Raw genomic sequence first — 15008 nt, forward strand, 5'->3', positions numbered from 1 at the left:
TGCCGCACCCGGATGCGTCACCTCGCGTCCCTCCTCACCTGGGCCGGCCCGCTCAGCGACCGATCGCGGCGCGGATGTCGGCCACCGTCACGGTACGCAGCTCGTCGAGGCTGGGCCGCTGACCGGACTGACGCAGCCGTTGCGCCTGGGCCTTGCGAACGCCCTCGAAGAGCTTGCGGGCCTCGCGGGCGTTGCCGAAGTTCTGGTCCCGCTCGATGGTGGCGAAGTGCGCCTGGAGCAGATCGGAGACCCCGTCGGCGAGCAGATACTCGTCGCCGACGGCCATCCGCTCCACGATGACGACCAGTTGCTCGGGGCTGTAGTTGCCGAACTCGATGGTCTTTGCGAAGCGGGACGCCAGACCCGGGTTGGCGTCGAGGAACTGGAGCATCTCCCCGGTGTAGCCGGCGGCGATGACGGCCACCTCGTCGCGATGGTCCTCCATCAGCTTGACGAGCGTGTCGATGGCCTCCTGCCCGAAGTCGCCACCACTGCCGAAGGAGCGGGAGAGGGTGTACGCCTCGTCGATGAAGAGCACCCCGCCCCGGGCCAGGTCGAAGGCCGCGGCCGTCTTCTCGGCCGTGTGGCCGAGGTACTGGCCGACGAGGTCCCGCCGGGACACCTCCCGGAACGCGCCGCCGGGCAGCGCGCCGAGTGCCGCCAGCAGCTCGCCGTAGATGCGGGCCACGGTGGTCTTGCCGGTGCCGGGTGCGCCCGCGAAGATCAGGTGGTGGCTGACCGTGCCGACCGGCAGGCCGGCACTGCGCCGCCACTCGTTCACCTGGATCTCGTCGATGAGCGCGCGGACCTCCTCCTTCACCGACTCCAGGCCGACCATCGCCTCGAGCTCGGCGAGCAGCTTGTCGGTGCGTGCGGTGTCCTGCTGCTTCGCGGCCTGCGCCGCCTCGGCCCCGAAAGTGGCCCGCCGGCTGGCCGTGCCCTCCACGACGGTCGGTGCGGCGCCCTCGGCGACCTCGATCGCCGGCAGTGCGGTGTTCTCGGTGGTGCACTCCTCGACCGTGCCCTGACACCCGCGGGCGAAGGAGACGGCCGGGCCGCGGGTGTCGCGGATCCGGCAGCGGCGCAGTACGGGCGCGCTCTGGTGCACCACGGCGACTCCGGCGTGACCGGTCTGGGAGATGTCGCAGGCCTCGATGGTCGGGCGGCCGTACTGGTAGACGTAGATGCCACGGTTGCCGCAGCGGGTGACCGTGCTGGTCCGGATCGTCGGGGCGGCGCCGATCCGGACGATGATGCCGTCCTCGCTCAGGTCGCTGAACTCGCAGCCCTCCACGGTGCCGTCGGAGTCCTCGACCACCAGCCCGTAGCGGGCGCCGGTGACGCGGCAGCGGGTCAACGTGAACTCCGACCGGCTGGCCACCGAGACGGCCGGGCCGAAACCGGCGCTCAGCTCACACCCGGTCATGGTGAGCGCCGCCCGGTCGGCCGCCACGACCGGCGCGTCCCCGGCCTTGAGGACCAGATCGCGCAGCTCCAGCCGGCCCGAGTTGCACGACACCGTGGGATATGCCCCGGACGAGGCGTCGATGGTGACCGTGCCGGCGCCCTGCGCGGCGACGATGGTGACCCCACGGTCGTTGACGAACAACGCCTCGTAGTAGGTGCCGGGGCTGACCGAGACGACGGCGTCGTCGTCCGCCACCGCGAGCGCGTCACCGATGGACGGATAGGCGCCGGGCTGGTCCGGGGAGACGAGAAGGGTGCGCGTCATGGCTCCGGTCTTCGTACGGCGAAGGGGCACGCCGACGATATCCCAGGCGGTCGACACGGCGGGAGCCCCGTCGCCGCGAGCCGAACCGTGCCACCCGGGACCCGTCCGGTGCGGGGCAGCGGGACCGGGTGCGTCGGCTGCTGGCGGCGCCGATCGGCGGTGCCGGCGAAGGTTTGGCGCGGCCGGGCCAGGTCGACGACGGGTCGGGCAGCCCGGTGCCGGCCCGAGCGGCACGGTGACGGGCCGCTAGGCTCGAACCCGGACCGATGGCCGGTACGCAAGAGCGGGAGGACGGATGGCGGAACTCCGGATGTTGCCGCTCGCCGCGGGCGCGCTGCTGGTCGACGGGACCGTCCACACGCACACCTCGATCCGCGGCGACCTCGCGCCCGACCTGCACCCGGTCATCCGGCGCTTCCTGCACGAGCTGCCGAGCGGCCAGCGGGAGCGCTTCGCCGGCTGGTGCGCCGAGTCGGTCCTGCTCTCCGACCGGCTGTACGCGGCCGAGGCCGAGGGGGGGCCGCTCAGCCCGGCCCGGGCCCGGTCGCTGCTGTGGGGCGCGAAGGTGCGGGTGACCCGGGTCCGGGAGGAGGGCGACCCCCGCCACGGTGAGGTGCAGCCGCCCTGCCGCTCGTGCGCGGCCCTGCTCGACTGGTTCGGCGTGGAGGCGCTGGCATGACCGCACGCTTCCCACCCCTGGTGGCCGAGACGCTCCAGGTCGCCGGCTGGGTTCCCGGCCGCCGCGACGACGAGCGGGCCCGGCGGTGGGCGCTGAGACTGGCCGCCGTCGCCGCGCCGGACGGCCGGCAGCACACCGTCGTCCGCGCCGCCGTCGAGGCATTCGCCGAATTCGGCGGCCTGCTGGTGCGCCCGCAGGGCGACGGAGAAGAGATCGCACCGAGCACGTTCCACCTGGACCCGTTCCTGGTGAACCACTCGGCGGCCACCCTCGCCGCGTTGGCCGGGGCCATCGGCACGCCGCTCACGCCGCTGGGCGAGGAGGGCGACGGCACCGGCATCCTCGCGGTCGACGAGTCGGGGCGCGTGTTCGTGCTGGACCACGGCGGCGACTGGTGTCTCGGCGAGCACCTCGACGAGGCGATCACCGCGTTGGTGCTCGGCCGGCAGCCCCGTCGGGTACGCCAGGACGGCACTTGGTGACCGACTGGGGGCCCGCGACCCCGACGGAGGAGGCACTGCTGGCCGCCGCCGAGGCCGGGGACCGGGACACGCTCCTGGCGACGCTGGCCACCGGACCGCTGCTGCTGCCGGTGTCCCCCGAGGCGGCAGCCGGCCGCGCGCCGGTGGCGTGGCCGACGGCCGGGCACGACGGGCGGACCCACGTCATCGCGTTCACCTCACCCGGGGCGATAGCCGCCTGCCTGCCTGGGCAGTCGGTCAGCTACCGCGTGCTCGCCCTTGCGGACCTGGCCACCGACTGGCCGGACGACGACTGGCTGCTCGCGATCGACGCCGGGCTGCCGATCGGCGTCCGGCTCACCGCCGGGGAGGTGCGTGCGATCGCCGCGCCCGCCCTCGATGCTGAGCGGGAGCTACGCGAAGCGATCGGCCGGCAGGAGCCGGACGCCCTGATGGCGGCCCTGCTCCGGGCGGAGCTGCTGCTGCCGCTGCGGCCGGGCGGGTCCGAGTCGCGGGACCTGTCCGATCCGGACTTCCCGTGGTGGTGCCTCCCGGATGAGCAGGGGCAGCCCTGCCTGCCGGTCTTCACCGCCGAGGCCCGCCTGCGACAGTCCCTCGGCGACCACGATCTGGTCGCGGTCAGCAGCCTCCAGTTGGCCGAGCAGTGGCCGGACCCGTCGTGGCAGCTCCTGCTGAACCCCGGCACTCCGCTGGCGGCGGCGCTGCCCGGCGAGGCCGTGCGGACCCTGCGCGACTGGCTCGGTCAGCTACGGCAGGCGGTCAGCGATGCCACCGAGGAGGAGCGTCAGCGCCTGGAGACGGCCGCGTACGCCGAGCCGGCCACGGTGGGCGTACCGGCACAACGGACAGCGCCGGACGAGGACGACGCCGAGTACGAGCCGGACCCGGACCTGCCGGTGCGGCTGCAGCTGGTCATCCCGCACCGGTACCTGCCGTCGTATCTGGAGGACGGCTATCAGCGGGCCGCCGGGCTGGTGCACGCCTGGGCCGGGCCGGGCCGGGACACGCCCACCCGGCTCTACCGGCGCCTCGGCCTGCTCGGCGAGGGCTCGCCGTTCGCGGAGTCCGACGAATGGGTGGCCGTGCTGCGTTGGGAACCCGACGAGGGCACGCCCGAAGACTGGGGGCGCGGCCAGCCGCGGATGGAGTCGTTGGTGGTACCCGACGGGACGGGCCTGCACTGCCTGCACCACGACGGCCGCGACGAGCTGCTGGCCCGCTTCGACGCGGCCAGCGGGCGCTGGCTGCCGGCCTGACCGTCGGCCGGCTCGTGGCCTTGGCGCAGCCGCAGCCCGGGACGGCCGGGGCTGCGCCGGCAGCGCGTCAGCGTCGGTCGCCGCCGAACCAGTCCCTGGCCGACCGGCTCTTGAGCAGGGCGAGTGCCACCCCGGCGAGCCCGCCCACGACCAGCGGCGTGACCATCGTCGGTTGGAAGCTGAGCTTGCCCTGCACGAGCAGGCCGACCAGGGCGACGACGAAGAGCCCGAAGGTGAACGTGGCCGGCGTCCGCAGCCCCGCGGCGCCCGCCCGGCGCCAGGCGAAAACCATCCCACCCACCGTCATGGCCACCAGCAGCAGGCAGAGCGCGAGGATCAGCACGGCGATGACGATCAGGAAGATCTTGTCGTCTCCGTCGCTCCTCGCCATCGCCACGAAGAAGGCGACGCCCGCGACGAGCCAGGTGAGGGCCGTGGGCACCATCAGGAGGATCGCCGCGACCACCGTGATCGGCCGCCGGGTGGCCGTGGGCGGCACCGGCGCACCGGACGGTCCGGCATGCGGGGGTACGGCACCGGGCGGTGGCGGGGGTACGGCACCGGGGAACCGGGCCGACATCTCGCCTCCTGCCCGTCAGGCGCCCGGCCGGCGCCAGCCGGCGTCGCCCGTCGGGTCGGTGGGGTGGGCCGGCTGCCCGCCCGCCGGGCCCGACGGCGGCACGCCCGGCCCGGCCGGATGCGTTCCCGCCACCGGCGGGTACGGCTCGCGCGGTGCCGGCGGGTACGGGGTTCCGCTCTCCGCGGGACCGGCGACCGCGGTGCGGGCCTCCTCAGAGGAGGCCGCGGTCTTCCGACGGAGGCGCCGCCACACGAGCAGCACCACCGTCACCACGAGGCCGAGGAAGAGGAGCACGACCGCCAACGAGACCACGAATTCGACGGTCTTGTTCGATGTCCCCGAGTTCTCCGCGCGCGCACGGGCCAGCGTCGGGTCGAGCGTGGGCTCCTGAGCCGCCTGGCTTTGGCCGCCTCGGCCGTCCGGCTCGCCGGTCAACGCCCGGCGCAGGTCGAGCTGGCCGTAGCCGTAGTCGAGGTCCTTACCCGGTTTGCCGGCGTCCCGCGTGGTCTCCAGCATCCGCTTGAACAGGTCGTGCGAGTTGAGGTTCGGGTACTTCGACTTCACCAGGGCGACCGCGCCGGAGACGAGCGCGGCAGAGCCGCTGCTCCCGGTGCTCATCGTGTACTGCCCGTCGGGCAGCGCGGCGAACAGGTCGTCGCCGGGTGCGGCGAGGTCGGTCTCCTCGGCGGGGATGGCGGCGATTCGGCTGGGGCGACCGTTGCGGTCGGTGCCGGTCACCGCGAGCGCGCCGGGGTGCCGGGCCGGGCTACCGATGATCGCGTCCTGCTTGTTGCCGACAGCGGCGACGACGATCACGTTCTTCTGGTACGCCCGTTTCACCGCCCGGTCCAGATCGGCGTCGGTCGAGCTGCCCAGGGAGACGTTGACGACGTCGGCGCCGTGGTCCACCGCCCAGTCGATCCCGGCCGCGAGCGCGTCCGGCGCGATGATCGCCTTGCCCTCGGCGCCCTGCACGGTCACCGGCAGGATCTTGGCCTTCGGGGCGACGCCGAGCACGCCCTCGCGGCCGCCCGGGCCGTGCCCGTGCCCGGCGATCAGGGACGCCATCGCGGTGCCGTGCCCCTGCCGGTCCTGGTGCCCCTTGCTCCGGTCGTCGTAGAGATCCACGCCGGGGAGCACGTTGTTCTTCAGGTCCGGGTGCCGGGCATCCACTCCGGTGTCGACGACCGCGACCGTGATGCCCTCACCCTGGCTGACCTTGTGCAGCTCGGTCAGTTCGAGGGCGTCGAGGTGCCAGGCGTCCTTGCGGCTGTCGGCGGCCTGGGCCGGCGTGCCCGCCAGGGCCAGGGCCGCCAGGACGCTCAGCGCGGCCGTGGCCAGCGTGGCCGCCGGGCGGGGGGCAAGGAGCATCTGTGCGTACCTTCCTCTGTGGGCCGTCGATCGGCCGATGCACGGTCACCGCATGGTACGGGCCGGCCACCCATGGTGTGGTGACCGGCCCGCCCGTGTGTCAGCCCTGACCGAGCGCCTTGCCCTGCTGCCGCGGTCGGTGCTCCACCGGCGCCTCGATGGTGCCGGCCGAGGCCGACTCGGTGGCCCAGAGCTCGTCGTCGCCCTCGCCGTACTCCCAGGTCTCCGACTCGTCCTCAGCCCGGTGTGCGGCGCTGCGGGAGCCTGGGACGGCTGGGCCTCCCCGGCGTCCACCCAGCGACGGCGCCGGCCCGGTGGTGGGGGCCGGACGCGCCGCGCCACGGCCCGTGAGATCCGGACGGGCACCCGTGCCAGGGGTGAGCGGACCACCGGCACGGGTGCCGCCGGTGCTCGGGCGAGCGGCACTCGGCGGTGTGCCGGGACGGCCGGTGGTCGGGGACCCGGCGCGCGGGCCGGACGTGGCGGGCGTGGCCGGGCCGGTGCCGCGCTGGCCGCCGAGGCTCGGCGGCGGCGACGCCGGCCGGGCCGGAGTGCCCCCCGCGCGCTTGGGGCCGGCGGTGCTGCCCGGCAGACGCGGGCTGGACGGCGGGGCCGCCGGACCGGTCGGCCGAGTGCCGAGGCCCGGCGCGCCGGAGCGGGGGCCACCCGGCCGGCCGGTGCCGGTGTTGCCGGGCAGGGTGGGTCGGTTCGGCGCGGCGCCGCGATTCGCCGGGTTCCCGCCGGGGCCGGGGTTGCCGGCGCCCGGCAGGGTGGGCCGGTTCGGCGCCGAACTGCGGGTGCCCGGGTTGGGTGCCCCGGCACCCGGCAGGGTGGTGCGCGGGGTGCCCGGCCGGCTGGTGGTGTTCGGCGCGTTCGGACGCGGGTTGCCCTGGCCGCCGGCCACCGGCAGCACCGGGGTGGGCGGGGGCGGGGTTGCCGGCGTGCCGGTGACCGGCGGCGCGGCGGGCGGGGGCCCGGGCGGCGCGGGAGGTGCGGTCACGGTGCCGGCGAGCGTGACCTCGTCGGGCAGGCCCGGCGGCGGCGGGGGGGTGGGCGTGGTGGGCGTGTCGGGGCGGTTGGGCATGTCCGGCCGGGTCGGCCGGTCGCCGGACATGGTCGGGGCGACCGGCTTCGGCCCGGCCGGTGCGCCGGGGCGAGTGGGCCGCGGGGCCAGCGAGGGGGTGTGCACGACCGCGTTCGTCGGCCCCTTGTACATGCCGCCGCGCGTGATGTTCGAGATGTAGACGTCGATGTAGAGGTCCGCGAGCGGCTTGACGATGTTCTTCGCCCGCTCGTGGAATTCCTTCTGCACGTCCTCGTACGACTTGGCGTTGTTCATCCCGAACAGGTCGCCGAACTGCACGCCCTCGTCGTCCTTGGCCTTCTGGGCCTGGTGCTCCTGCTCGGCCTTGTACTCCAGCCAGAGCTCGCGCATCTCGGTCTGCGTCGTCTGGATCTTGCCGGCGAGCTGCTCCAGGCCGCTGGCCGTCTTGTCGGCGACATCCTTCCACTCGTCCAGCGAGTAGAGGGCCGCGCCCACCTTGCTCATGAAGACCCGGCCCGCCGGCGACCGCCACTTGGCGTCCAGCGCGTCGGCGTGCCGCTTGAGGTTCTCCCGCGTGGTCTGCAGCAGGCTGCTGGTCCGCCGCCAGGTTTCGGCGAGGGCGACGGTACGCTCGTCGCTCTCCTTGCGGGCGTACTCCCACATCTGCTCGACGGTGACCCCGTCCCACTGGGTGGGCTCGTAGGGTGCGGCCTGGGCAGACCGCTCGGCGGCGTAGTCGTCAACGTTGCCGGAGTAACCCGGGTCGTACGGCTTCGTCCATCCGTAGTAGTTGTCGCTCATCCCCGCTCCTCAGGTTCCCGTCCCCTGCCCACCGTCAGGACCGCACGTCCGGGCGTGCCACCTCGTCGCCGTACATCTGCTCGTTGTCACCCTGGACCTGGTAGGATCCGGAGCCCTCGCCGATGGTCTCCGGCTTGTCCACGTCCGGCGTCTCCTCCGCGTCGTCGTCCGCAGTGCAGACCTCCGGGCCGTAGTAGGTCGCCGGGTCCATGGCCTCCTGCGGGACCGTGCTGGCCGGGTCCTTGTTCTCGTCCCCGCCCTGCTGCCAGTAGTCGTTGAGCGTCTTCTGCCCGTCGACACCCGAGAAGGCGTTGTAGACGTCGTCGTTGGTGGCCTGGGACAGCGCGTCCCCGGTGAGGTACTCGGCGGAGATCGACGCCGCGGCCGTGCTGAGCGAGATCAGGCCCTTCATCGCGTCGCCGAGCATGTGCGCCACCGCCGAGCGGCTCTCGTCGTGCCGGCCCCGGAAGAACTTGCCCTCCTTGAGCCCACCTCCGCCGAACGGCGCCTGCACGGTGAGCATGGGGCGTACGCCGTTCTCGAAGCTGGGCCGGAAATTGGTTTCCAGCTCCTCCTGGATGGCCTTCGCGAAGTCCTTCAGCTGCTGGATGTCGACGTCGATGTTCTCGTCGACGAGCCACTCGTCGCCCATCTGCCTCCCCGTTCGCTCACACGCCAGCGGCGCGGCTGTGCCCCCAGCCGCGACGCCATACTTCCACTCTGGTGGACGATAGCCTCATCGGGCAACCCCGCGTGGTGCTCACGTCCGTGGCGGCAGATTCACCAGCTGCACGAGGCGGGTGCCCTCCCGCCGCGTGACCAGCCAGCCCCGGCCCGGCGGCAGCGGCCCGGGGCGGACGGTGCCGAGCAGCACACCCTCGTCCCGGTTGCCGGACATCACGATGCCCGGCGTGCTGATCTCCCGCAGCCGCATCAGCACCGGCTCGTACAGCGCCCGGCTCGCGCCGCCGGTGCGGCGGGCGATGACCAGGTGCAGACCGATGTCCCGGGCCTGCGGCAGGAACTCCAGCAGCGGGGTCAGCGGGTTGCTGCCCGCGCCCGCCACCAGGTCGTAGTCGTCGACCAGGACGTACAGGTCCGGGCCCTTCCACCAGCTACGGGCGCGCAGTTGGTCCGGCGTCACGTCGTTGGGTGGCAGCCGGTCCCGCATCACCCCTGCGACCTCGGCGATGATGCCCTCGGTGAGCTGGGCCGACGAGCCGTACCCGATCAGGTGCGGGGTGTTGATGTCGCCGAGCATGCTGCGGCGGTAGTCGACGATGACCAGCCGGGCCTCGGTCAGCTCGTTGCGGTCGACGATGGTCTGCGCCAGCGCCCGCAGGAACGTGCTCTTGCCGGACTCACCGTCGCCGAAGAGCAGGAAGTGCGGGTCGGCGGAGAAGTCCAGGTGCACCGGCTGGAGGTCCACCTCGGCGATGCCGATCGGCACCCCGGGACGTCCGGTGGCCGGCAGGCTGTTGTACGGGACCACCGGCGGAAGCAGCCGGATCGGCGGAGCGCCCGGCCCCTGCCAGGCGCCGGCCAGGTCGTTGACCAGCTTGCGGGCCCCCTCGGGCAGGGTGTCCGTTTCCTGCGCGCCGTCGGTGCGGGGCAGGGCGGCGAGGAACTGCTGCCCGTCGGCGGTGATGCCCCGGCCGGGTGACTTCTCCGGCACGTTCATCGCGGCCCGACGGTCCAGGAGGGAGTCCCCCGCGTCGGCCAGCCAGAGCTCCAGCCGGGTACCGAAGACGTCCCGCACGGCAGGGCGCAGGTCCATCCAGCGGCCGGCGGTGACGACCAGGTGGATGCCGAAGGAGAGACCCCGGTTGGCGATGTCGTTGATGGTCGGCTCGAGGTCCTCGAACTCGGCGCGGATGGTGGACCAGCCGTCGATGACCAGGAAGACGTCGCCGAACGGATCGTCGGTGTGCTGGCCGTGCCGACGGGCCCGCCGGTACTCGGTCATCGAGTCGATCCCGCGCTCGGCGAACCGCCGCTCCCGCTCGCCCATCAGCAGTTGCATCTCGGCGACGGTCCGGCGGACCAGACCGCCGTCGAGCCGGGTGGCGACCGCGCCGACGTGCGGCAGGTCGCGCAGCGAGGAGAGCGCGCTGCTACCCAGGTCGAGGCAGTAGACCTGAGCCTCCCGGGGAGTGTGGGTCAGCGCCAGCGAGGCGACGATCGTACGCAGCAGCGTGCTCTTGCCGCTCTGCGGGCCGCCGACGACCACCGTGTGGCCGGCCGCGCCGGCCAGGTCGAACCAGAGCACGTCCCGGCGCTGGTCGAACGGCTTGTCGACGACGCCGACGGCCACCTGCAGCTCGCCCACCAGGCCGGCGTGCGCGACCGTCACGCCCCGGGCCGGGTCCGCGGTCAGCGGCGGCAGCAGCTGGTCCAGCGTCGGCGGCTCCGCCAGCGGGGGCAGCCATACCTGGTGGGCCGGCGCACCCCGGCCGGCGAGCCGGCCGACCAGGATGTCCAGCACGCTGTCGCCGCCCGTGTCGGCCGGCTCCGGTGTCGTCTCCTGGACCGTACGGGTCACCGGCGGCGCGACGTAGACGGTGCTGTACTCGCGCACGCGCTCCTCGCCGTCACCGGCGGCGACCGCCTCGGCCGTCTTGCTGCGGTAGGTGCCGGAGACGTACGCGGCCTTGAAGCGGACCAGTGGCTCGGTGCCGAAGCGCAGGTAGCCGTGGCCCGGCGAACGGGGCAGCTCGTACGCGTCGGTGGCGCCGAGCACCACCCGGCTCTCCATCGCCGAGAACGTCCGCAGACCGATCCGGTACGACAGGTGGGTGTCCAGGCCGCGCAGCCGGCCCTCCTCCAGCCGCTGCGAGGCGAGCAGCAGATGCACGCCGAGCGACCGGCCGACCCGGCCGATCTGCACGAACATGTCGATGAAGTCCGGCTTGGCGGTGAGCAGCTCGGAGAACTCGTCGCAGATGATGAGCAGGCTCGGCAGCGGCGCCAACGGGGCGCCCGCCGCCCGGGCCTTCTCGTAGTCGCGTTGCGAGGCGTAGTTGCCGGCCGCGCGCAGCAGCTCCTGCCGGCGCACCAGCTCACCGTTGATCGCGTCGGTCATCCGGTCGACCAGCGGCAGCTCGTCGGACAGGTTGGTGATCACCGCGCTGGTGTGCGGCAGGGCGTCCAGCCGGGTGAAGGTCGCGCCACCCTTGAAGTCGACCAGGACGAAGTTCAGGCTCTCCGAGCTGTGCGTGGCGGCGAGCGCCAGCACCAGCGTGCGCAGCAGCTCGGACTTGCCGGAGCCGGTGGCGCCGATCAGCAGGCCGTGCGGGCCCATGCCGTCCTGCGCGGACTCCTTGAGGTCCAGCTCGACCGGAGCGCCGTCGGTGCCCACACCGATCGGCACCCGCAGCCGGTCCCGGTTCGGCCGGGGCTGCCAGGCCCGATCGACCTCGAAATCGTACGGGTCGCCGAGGTTGAGCAGTTCGGCCAGACCCAGCTCGGCGGTGAGCGGGGCATCGCCCCCTCGGGACGCGGCCGAAAGGCGCAGCGGGGCCAGCTGCATGGCGAGCGCCTCGATCTCCGCGATCCGGCAGTCGTCGGCCCGCCCGATCTCCGCCGAACCGTCCACCGTGGTGCTGTGCAGCCGCCGGTCGGCGGTCACGTCGAGCACCAGCCGGGCCCGGTCCAGCACCCGTGGCGCCGGGTGGGAGAGGTCGAGCAGGGTGACCCCCTCCACGCCACCCTCGGTCATCAGGTGGTCCGATCCGGCGGTGTCGCCGCCGTCGATGATGACCAGGACGTGCGGCCCGCCCACCTGAGGCGCACCGCCGGAGGAGTTGAACCGCGGTCGGCTCGCCAGCACGTCGTCGAGCATCGCCTCGAGCCCGGTGACCGAGGGTGCGACCAGCCGGAGCTGACCGAGCGCGTCGGTGCGGGTCGGGTGCAGCGCGTGCGGCAGCCACTTCGTCCACTCCCACGCGGCCCGCCGGTCGGCGGCCACGCAGACCGCGACGAGCATGTCGTCCGGCGCGTGGAACGCGGTGGCCTGGGCCAGCACCGACGTGACCAGCCCCCGCACCGCATCGTCGTCGCCACGCAGGTGAACCCGGGCGAAGCCGTTGAGCGCCATCGTCACCGGCAGGTCCGGCACCTCGCCGTAGGTGGTCAGGAAACGGCGCAGCGCCAGCGCGCACATCGGCTCCAGCTTCTCGAGCGACGTCGCGGGCGGCGGGACCAACGGCGTGGCCAGCTCCTGCGGACCGAGACCGATGCGTACGGTGGCGAAGTCCACGTCGCCGCGCCGGCGCTCCCACAGCCGCGGCCCGAGCGGGACGGACCAGAGCGCGTCCGGATCCGGGTGCCGGTAGAACGCCGCTTCCTGCTGCTTGCGGATCGTCTTGAGCACCCGGCGGCGCTGCCGCGACAGGTGCGTCATGTACTCGCGCCGCTTCTGCAGCATCTCCTGCTTGCTCGGGCCGCCGGAGTTGTTGGTGAGCTGGGAGGCGAGCATGCCGATCGCGGAGAGGCCGAAGAGTCCGCCGGTGACGTAACCGAGGGTGCTGCCGCCCCGGCCGGCGAACATCAGCGCCATGGCGAACGAGCCGGCGAGCATCGGCAGCAGCATCAGCATCTGGCCCCAGGCGCGTCCACTGGGCGCGGGCACCTCAGGTGGCGCCTCCAGCAGGACCTCGCCGGACGGGTACTCCGGCTCCGGCTGCCGGGCCGGACGTTTCACGACGACCGTGCTCACCTATCAGACCTCCCCGCTGGCGCGCCCGGACCCGATCGGACCGAACCGGCGCCCACGCCACCGGCACATGGTAGGTAGCCTCTTCTCGTCATGACAGCCGCGGGCCCTATCCGGTCCGCTCCTCGTCCCGAGGGGTCATCAGTGGTCACCCAGGCCGGAACCGGACTTGTGCGCATCGCCGTCGTCGCCCCGAACCGACGGCTCGATCTCGCCCTGCCCGAGCATCTGCCGCTCGTCGGGCTGCTCCCCGCCGTGCTGCGGCAGGCGGAAGAGCACCCGTCGGACGGGACGGCACACGGTGGCTGGATGCTGCGCCGCACCGACGGCACCGCCGTCGACCTGAACCGTACGCTCGCCGCGCAGAACGTCCGGGACGGCGAGACGCTGCACCTGGTGCCGCGCCGCACCGAGTGGCCCGAGCTGGCGTACGACGATCTGATGGAGGCTGTCGCGGACGGTGCCCGCCGGCGTGGTGTGGCCTGGAACCCGCTCGCGACCCGGCTGACCGGTCTGATCGTCGCCGGTGCGCTGCTGCTGCTCGGCCTGGCCGTCATCGTCGCATCCGACGAGCCCGGCTGGCTCGGTGGCGTGATCGCCCTCGGCACCGCCGGGGTGCTGCTGCTGGTCGGGATCGTGCTGTCCCGGGCGATGGCCGACTCCCTCGCCGGGGCCGTGGTCGCCGCCGCCGGTCTGCCGTACGCCTTCGTCGGCGGCACCCTGGTGATCGGCACCGGAGAGTCGGTCTGGGCGCTCGGCGCGCCACACGTGCTGCTCGGTTCCGCCGTCCTGCTCCTCACCGGCCTGCTCGGCTTCCTCGGTGTGGGCGACGCGACCCGGGTCTTCGTGGCGGCGGTCTTCGCCGGGTTCTGGGGCATGCTCGGCGGCCTCTTCGCCCTCGGCTCGATGGACGCGGCGCAGGGCGCGGCGATCGTGGTCAGCGCGGTGACCCTGCTGCTGCCGGCGATGCCGCTGCTCGCCGTGCGGCTCGGCAAGATGCCGATGCCGGCGCTGCCCCGCACCGCCGAGGACCTGCTGCGCGACGAGCCGCAACCCCGGCGCGAGTTGGTCTATCAGGCCACCGCCCGGGCCGACGAGGTGCTCACCGGCATGATCTTCGGCTCGTTCGTGGTCACCGTCGGCTGCCTGACCGTGCTCACCGCACACGGCTCGGTCGCCGCCCTGCTGCTGGCCGGAGTGGTCGCACTCGGTCACCTGCTGCGGGCCCGGCTGGTGCCGACCGTCCGGCACCGCGTGCCGCTGCTCGCCGTGGGCCTGGTCGGGCTGGCCCTGCTGCCCCTGGTCGGCGCGGCAGACGCCGGAACGGTGTTGCGGGTGCTGGCCGTGCTGCCGGTGGCGGTGGTCGCGGCCGGGTTCTCGGTCAGCGCCGGGCTCGCCTACAGCCGGCGTGCCCCGTCGCCCCGACTGGCCCGCCTCGGGGACCTTCTCGACATCCTGCTGCAACTGGCCGTGGTGCCGGTGGCGTGCAGCGTCCTGGGCCTGTACGCGTTCATGCGCGCGCTGAACGGCTGACGCCGGGCGCTAGCCACCGGTCCGTCGAGGGTGTCCGGGGAGCCGAAGGCTCACAGGGTGACGTCGCTGACCGCCGGTGCCTTGCCGCCGCGGATGAGCGCGACGATCGCGGTGTCGATGTCCGGGCCGAGGAAGAAGTCGTCGGCCCAGTGCAGCTGGAAGACCCGCCCCTGAGCATCGATGACGAGTTCGGAGGGCCCGTCGGCGTTGTTGCCGAGCGGGAAGACCGGGTTGCCGTACTCCTCGGCGAAGATCTCGGAGCCCTCCGCCAACACACCGCCCCGGGTGGGATGGAGGGCGCTCCCGAAGCCGCCTCCCGGCTCGCCGTGCCCGCCGAACTGGGGCAGGCGCAGGCCGCCGAATTCGACCAGGGCGGCCCGTGCCGCCGGGAAGAACTCCAGCCCGGCCAGTTCGTCGGCGAAACGGGTCAGCCACAGGTCGACGGCGGCGGTCATGTCGCGGCCGGGGAACCAGCCGGCTTTCTCCAGCACCTCGCGGACGTCCGGCGGGAAGCGACCCTCGGCGGCGCGGTGCTTCGCGTACCGTTCCGCGATCGCCGGGGCGGGCATCGACGGCCACTGGGACAGCTCCCCGGTCTCCCGGTCGATGACCGCGGTGGGTTGTCCGGTTGCCGCCGGTGGCCGGGGTGGCCCGTTCGCTGCCTCCGGCTCGGGTTCACGGCGAGAGGCGATGAAGCCCAGATCGAACTCGTAGAGGTCGACCTCCGGTGCCGGTCCGGGGTGGCCGGCGGCAGCCCATTGCCGGGCGCGGGCCAGCGCCTCCTCACGACTGATCATCGGAACTCCCTCGGGCCG

General features: G+C 73.5%; 11 protein-coding genes. 4 read left to right on the top strand and 7 right to left on the bottom strand.

The annotated features are described in order from the left end of the window. Positions 1 to 52: 52 nt before the first annotated feature. The gene (locus ACGFZ2_RS13685; protein WP_393257960.1) at positions 53 to 1732 is read right to left on the bottom strand and encodes a right-handed parallel beta-helix repeat-containing protein; all 1680 of its coding nucleotides are present in this window, start codon (positions 1730 to 1732) and stop codon (positions 53 to 55) included. 310 nt (positions 1733 to 2042) lie between these two features. Between ACGFZ2_RS13685 and ACGFZ2_RS13690 the strand changes: the two genes are divergently transcribed. From ACGFZ2_RS13690 to ACGFZ2_RS13700, 3 genes are read left to right on the top strand one after another with little or no spacing between them, the layout of a single operon-like run. Next, on the top strand, positions 2043 to 2411 hold the full coding sequence (locus tag ACGFZ2_RS13690) for a YwqJ-related putative deaminase (protein WP_393259183.1): 369 nt from the start codon (positions 2043 to 2045) through the stop codon (positions 2409 to 2411). Further along, a complete protein-coding gene (locus tag ACGFZ2_RS13695; RefSeq protein ID WP_393257958.1) occupies positions 2408 to 2893 on the top strand; it encodes an SUKH-3 domain-containing protein in 486 nt (161 codons plus the stop codon). The genes ACGFZ2_RS13690 and ACGFZ2_RS13695 overlap by 4 nt, the downstream gene beginning before the upstream one ends. Then, positions 2887 to 4149, top strand: a complete 1263-nt coding sequence (locus tag ACGFZ2_RS13700) for an SseB family protein (protein ID WP_393257956.1) — start codon at positions 2887 to 2889, stop codon at positions 4147 to 4149. The genes ACGFZ2_RS13695 and ACGFZ2_RS13700 overlap by 7 nt, the downstream gene beginning before the upstream one ends. A 67-nt stretch (positions 4150 to 4216) precedes the next feature. On the opposite strand, the gene ACGFZ2_RS13705 is transcribed toward ACGFZ2_RS13700, so the two are convergent. From ACGFZ2_RS13705 to eccCa, 5 genes are all read right to left on the bottom strand, one after another. After that, complete coding sequence (locus ACGFZ2_RS13705; protein WP_393453222.1) at positions 4217 to 4648, bottom strand: hypothetical protein; 432 nt, start codon at positions 4646 to 4648, stop codon at positions 4217 to 4219. A 96-nt stretch (positions 4649 to 4744) separates the two neighbouring features. Next, entirely contained in the window at positions 4745 to 6100 is a 1356-nt protein-coding gene (mycP, locus tag ACGFZ2_RS13710; protein WP_393453225.1) for a type VII secretion-associated serine protease mycosin, read from the bottom strand. A 100-nt stretch (positions 6101 to 6200) separates the two neighbouring features. After that, complete coding sequence (locus tag ACGFZ2_RS13715; RefSeq protein WP_393453228.1) at positions 6201 to 7946, bottom strand: hypothetical protein; 1746 nt, start codon at positions 7944 to 7946, stop codon at positions 6201 to 6203. 34 nt (positions 7947 to 7980) lie between these two features. Beyond that, a complete protein-coding gene (locus ACGFZ2_RS13720; RefSeq protein ID WP_393453231.1) occupies positions 7981 to 8598 on the bottom strand; it encodes a hypothetical protein in 618 nt (205 codons plus the stop codon). Positions 8599 to 8706: 108 nt separating this feature from the next. Continuing rightward, positions 8707 to 12663, bottom strand: coding sequence for a type VII secretion protein EccCa (gene eccCa, locus ACGFZ2_RS13725; protein ID WP_393453234.1), 3957 nt, complete (start codon positions 12661 to 12663; stop codon positions 8707 to 8709). A 141-nt stretch (positions 12664 to 12804) separates the two neighbouring features. On the opposite strand from eccCa, the gene eccD reads away from it, so the two are divergent. Further along, positions 12805 to 14193, top strand: a complete 1389-nt coding sequence (gene eccD, locus ACGFZ2_RS13730; protein WP_393257944.1) for a type VII secretion integral membrane protein EccD — start codon at positions 12805 to 12807, stop codon at positions 14191 to 14193. Positions 14194 to 14243: 50 nt separating this feature from the next. On the opposite strand, the gene ACGFZ2_RS13735 is transcribed toward eccD, so the two are convergent. Further along, complete coding sequence (locus ACGFZ2_RS13735) at positions 14244 to 14990, bottom strand: SUKH-3 domain-containing protein (RefSeq protein WP_393453237.1); 747 nt, start codon at positions 14988 to 14990, stop codon at positions 14244 to 14246. Positions 14991 to 15008 lie beyond the last annotated feature (18 nt).

Origin of the sequence: Micromonospora sp. NPDC048063 (genome assembly GCF_043202855.1) — a bacterium.
In the GTDB taxonomy this organism is placed as follows: Bacteria; Actinomycetota; Actinomycetes; order Mycobacteriales; family Micromonosporaceae; genus Micromonospora.

Coding starts and splice junctions, on each gene's coding strand:
- ACGFZ2_RS13685 (WP_393257960.1), bottom strand. CDS start 1,732: ATGACGCGCACCCTTCTCGTCTCCCCGGACCAGCCCGGCGCCTATCCG.
- ACGFZ2_RS13690 (WP_393259183.1), top strand. CDS start 2,043: ATGTTGCCGCTCGCCGCGGGCGCGCTGCTGGTCGACGGGACCGTCCAC.
- ACGFZ2_RS13695 (WP_393257958.1), top strand. CDS start 2,408: ATGACCGCACGCTTCCCACCCCTGGTGGCCGAGACGCTCCAGGTCGCC.
- mycP (WP_393453225.1), bottom strand. CDS start 6,100: ATGCTCCTTGCCCCCCGCCCGGCGGCCACGCTGGCCACGGCCGCGCTG.
- ACGFZ2_RS13735 (WP_393453237.1), bottom strand. CDS start 14,990: ATGATCAGTCGTGAGGAGGCGCTGGCCCGCGCCCGGCAATGGGCTGCC.
- ACGFZ2_RS13715 (WP_393453228.1), bottom strand. CDS start 7,946: ATGAGCGACAACTACTACGGATGGACGAAGCCGTACGACCCGGGTTAC.
- ACGFZ2_RS13720 (WP_393453231.1), bottom strand. CDS start 8,598: ATGGGCGACGAGTGGCTCGTCGACGAGAACATCGACGTCGACATCCAG.